Source organism: Chromobacterium piscinae, from assembly GCF_021129175.1.
GTDB lineage: Bacteria > Pseudomonadota > Gammaproteobacteria > Burkholderiales > Chromobacteriaceae > Chromobacterium > Chromobacterium piscinae.
The window spans coordinates 1-4,198 of sequence record NZ_JAJOHV010000048.1; the positions used below are offsets into that span (position 1 = coordinate 1).

A 4,198-nucleotide genomic window follows, 5' to 3' on the forward strand; every position below is an offset into this window, starting at 1 on the left:
GGCCGCCGCCGCCGCAGCCGCGGCGACGCTGATCGCCTTGGCCGGAGCGGGCGCGTCGGCCTGGGTCTTCACCGGCGGCAGGTCCGGCTTGGGCTGGACGGCAGGCTTGCTCGGCGCGGGCTTGGATTGAGGCTTGAGCTGCGGCTTGACCGGCTCGGGCGCGGGGGCGGCTTTGGGCGCTGCCGCGGGCTTGTCGGCCGGCGCCAGCGAAATCATCTCCATCCGCAGCGCCTGGGGCGGAGTGACGGTCTGCGCGCGCGCGGACATGTCGTTCAGCAGCGTCAATGCCAGCGCATGCGCGGCCAGCACGCCGCCGAGGGCGGAATATTGCAGGATAGCGGAGGATTTCATGCTGGAAATGATAATACAAACAATTCTCATTTTCTAGGCCGAGGGCGCCCGCTGTTGCGCGCGCGCTTGCAATCGCGGCGATCGTCTGCATATATCGGTCAAAGGCCGGCACATCGCCGGCCGCCATTGATTGGAATACCAATATGCAGCAGTTCGACGGCACCACCATTGTGTCCGTCCGTCGCGGCGAGCGCGTGGCGCTGGGCGGCGACGGGCAAGTGACCCTGGGCAATATCGTGATCAAGGCCACCGCGCGCAAGATACGCAAGCTGCATGGCGGCAAGGTTTTGGCGGGTTTCGCCGGCGGCACCGCCGACGCTTTCACTCTGATCGAGCGCTTCGAGGCCAAATTGCAAAAGCACCAAGGCAATCTCTTGGTATCGGCGGTGGAGCTGGCCAAGGACTGGCGCACCGACCGCATGCTGCGCCGGCTGGAGGCGATGCTGATCGTGGCCGACAAGGACCACACGCTGATTATCACCGGCAACGGCGATGTGCTGGAGCCGGAGCAGGGCATCGCCGCCATCGGTTCCGGCGGCGCTTTCGCCCAGTCGGCCGCGCGCGCGCTGTTCGAGAACACCGAGCTCGCGCCGGAAGTGGTGGTGAAGAAATCGCTGGAGATCGCCGGCGACATCTGCATCTACACCAACCACAACCATCTGATCGAAACCCTGGGCCCGGACGACGCGGCCTGATCCCGAATGCATGGCCCGGCGAGGCTCGCCGGGCGGAGAACGTCATGACGCAAATGACCCCGCAGGAAATCGTCCACGAACTGGACCAGCACATCATCGGCCAGCACAAGGCCAAGCGCGCCGTCGCCATCGCGCTGCGCAACCGTTGGCGCCGCCAGCAGGTGGCGGAGCCGCTGCGCAGCGAAATCACCCCCAAGAACATTCTGATGATCGGCCCCACCGGCGTCGGCAAGACCGAGATCGCCCGCCGTCTGGCCAAGCTGTCCGGCGCGCCGTTCATCAAGGTGGAAGCCACCAAGTTCACCGAGGTCGGCTATGTCGGCCGCGACGTCGACACCATCATCCGCGACCTGGTGGACGTGGCGATCAAGGACACCCGCGAAGCGGCGATCAAGCGCAACCGCGCCCGCGCCGAGGACGCCGCCGAGGAGCGCATCCTGGATGTGCTGCTGCCGCAGCCGCGCAAGCCGCCGTCCGGGTTCTTCGCCGAAGAGCCGGCGACGGAAGAGAAGCACGAGGATGGCGCCACCCGGCAGAAATTCCGCAAGATGCTGCGCGAGGGCAAGTTCGACGACAAGGAAATCGAGCTGGATATCGCCGCGCCGGCCGCGCAGATGAACGTGATGGCGCCGCCGGGCATGGAGGATTTCGCCAGCCAGCTGCAAGGCATGTTCCAGGGCCTGGGCGCCGGCAAGAAGCAGGCCGCCAAGATGAAGGTGGCCGACGCCTTCAAATTGCTGATCGACGAGGAAGCCGCCAAGCTGGTCAATGAGGAAGAGCTGAAAGCGGAGGCCTTGAAGAATGTCGAGCAGAACGGCATCGTGTTCCTCGACGAGATCGACAAGGTCACCAGCCGCGGCGAAGGCCACAGCGGCGCCGATGTGTCGCGCGCCGGCGTGCAGCGCGACCTGCTGCCGCTGGTGGAAGGCACCACCGTGTCCACCAAGTACGGCATGGTGAAGACCGACCACATCCTGTTCATCGCCTCTGGGGCCTTCCAGTTGTCCAAGCCATCGGACCTGATCCCGGAACTGCAGGGCCGCCTACCTATCCGCGTCGAGCTGTCGTCGCTGTCGGTGGACGACTTCAAGGCCATCCTGACCAGCACCAACGCCTGCCTGACGCGCCAGTACCAGGCGCTGCTGGCCACCGAGGGCGTGGAGCTGGCGTTCGAGGAGTCCGGCATTCAGCGTCTGGCCGAGATCGCCTGGCAGGTCAACGAGAAAACCGAGAACATCGGCGCGCGTCGCTTGTACACGGTGATGGAGAAGCTGCTGGAGGAAGTGGCCTTCGACGCCAAGTCCGGCGCATGCCAGATCGACGGCGCTTACGTCGACGGCAAGCTGGGCGAAGTGGCCGAGCGCGAGGATCTGGCGCGCTACGTGCTCTGAGCCGGTTTCATACCTTATATATGTATGTGAAAACGGCGGCCATTCCGGTCGCCGTTTTGCTTTATATAGGCTGCTTCAATTTGCCGGCGGCCGGGGCGATCGGTTCGAAGGCTTCGGGGTGCTGGCGCAGGTACCAGTCCTTGACCTCATCGTGGCTCAGGCCGAGGAAGCGATTGACGCCGGGCAGCAAGAGCATCGGCGGCACCGTTAGCAGATGGAACAGCGCGAAGAAGAGGTAGACGCCGTCCAGCGACCAGCTGGCCAGCAGGATGCCCGCCAGCGCCGGGCCCAGCATGCCGCCCAGTTTGGCTACCAGCACATTGATCGCGGATACCCGGGCGCGGTAAGCCTCCGGCACCGCCAGCGTGCGATGGGTCTGGCCGATCAGCATGGTGATGGACAGCAGCATGCCTTCTATGCCGAACATCGCCAGCATCAGATAGGGGCTGTCGGTCAGCGCCACCACCAGGAACACTGCCGCCAGCGCCCACATGGCGAATGCGCGGGCGCGCGGCCGGCTACAGTATTGCAACAGGCGGTGGGTCAGCCACAGCGAGCCGATCAGCAGGCCGCCGCTGGCGGCCGCTTCGCAAGCGCCCAGCCAGATCGCGGGCAAACCCAGTTGATGCAGCTTGATCGGCAGCAGCGTGACCACCATGGGAAAGTAGGCGGTCATCACCAGCAATCCCCACAATGCCCAACTGCGCTCCAGCGGGATGCGCCAGCGCACGCGCAGGCCGCTGCGCACCTGGTCGACGAAGCTTTCATCGCGCAAGTCGGCCAGGTCGCGTGGCGGAACCTGGATGCGCAGCGCGCCGACCGCCGCGATGGCCAGCAGAATGGAGTAAGCGCCCAGCGCCAGCCAGGCGGGCATGAAAGCCATCAGGCTGCCGCCCACCACTGGTCCTATCAGATTGCCCACCGACTGCGAGCTCTTTTGCAGCGACAGCGCGTCGGTCAGCCGCGCCGCCGGCACCAGTTCGGAAGCGATGCTCAGCATCGAGGGAAATACGATGGCCCAGGCGAACATCGCCATCGATTCGCTGGCGACGACCCAAGCCAGCTTATAGAAGCCGAACCAGGCCATCGCGGCCAAGGCCAGGCCGGACAGCATCGCCAGCAGGATGCCGCCGGCGATCACCCGGTTCTTGGGAAAGCGGTCGCCCAGCGGCGCGGTCAGCGGCAGCGCGATCAGCATCACCAGCGCGGTCAGCGTGCTGAACCAAGCCATGTCGCGCGCGCCGCCGGTCGATACCACCCACCAGCTGATGCTGACGTAGCCGGCGCCCATCGCTAGACCGCTCAGCGCATCGCTCAACATCAGCAGGTGGAAGCCGGAGGGCAGGCCCCGTATTCGTTGCCGCAGGGAAATGTTCATGGCGCACATCCTGATGATGAAGGCATTTCATCCTAACATGGAATGACAATGTCACGCCAAGGCGGCGGAGAAGTTGTCTCTTTTCGATGATTTTTGAAAAAACAGACTGTTTTTCCAGTTTTCAGGAAATTTTCATGGTGTTGAAAATGGCGGGAAAGGCTTGTGGATGCAGGCGATGCGATCTTTTTTTGAAAAAGATAAAATGGAAAATCATTGTAAAACAGACGGTTGGCTATTTCCCTGTAAAAACCTCCATGTTTTCTCAAAAAACCTGTTGACCGAGGGTGAGGGCGCAGGTATAGTTCGTCTCCTCAGCTGACGCAGCGAACGAAACAGCGGAAACGAAATGGTTCCGGTGATGGCGACGCAGCGGCCAGCACTGC

General features: G+C 63.7%; 3 protein-coding genes and 1 pseudogene. 2 read left to right on the forward strand and 2 right to left on the reverse strand.

Annotated elements, in window-relative coordinates; genetic code table 11:
* Positions 1-351 (reverse strand): annotated as a pseudogene (locus LQR33_RS13035) (hypothetical protein); the annotation flags it as partial.
* Positions 352-494: 143 nt separating this feature from the next.
* Between LQR33_RS13035 and hslV the strand changes: the two are divergent.
* The gene (gene hslV / locus LQR33_RS13040; protein WP_021475417.1) at positions 495-1,046 is read left to right on the forward strand and encodes an ATP-dependent protease subunit HslV; all 552 of its coding nucleotides are present in this window, start codon (positions 495-497) and stop codon (positions 1,044-1,046) included.
* Positions 1,047-1,090: 44 nt separating this feature from the next.
* Entirely contained in the window at positions 1,091-2,437 is a 1,347-nt protein-coding gene (gene hslU / locus LQR33_RS13045; RefSeq protein ID WP_231469254.1) for an ATP-dependent protease ATPase subunit HslU, read from the forward strand.
* 61 nt (positions 2,438-2,498) lie between these two features.
* On the opposite strand, the gene LQR33_RS13050 is transcribed toward hslU, so the two are convergent.
* Entirely contained in the window at positions 2,499-3,815 is a 1,317-nt protein-coding gene (locus tag LQR33_RS13050) for an MFS transporter (protein ID WP_231469256.1), read from the reverse strand.
* Positions 3,816-4,198: the final 383 nt, after the last annotated feature.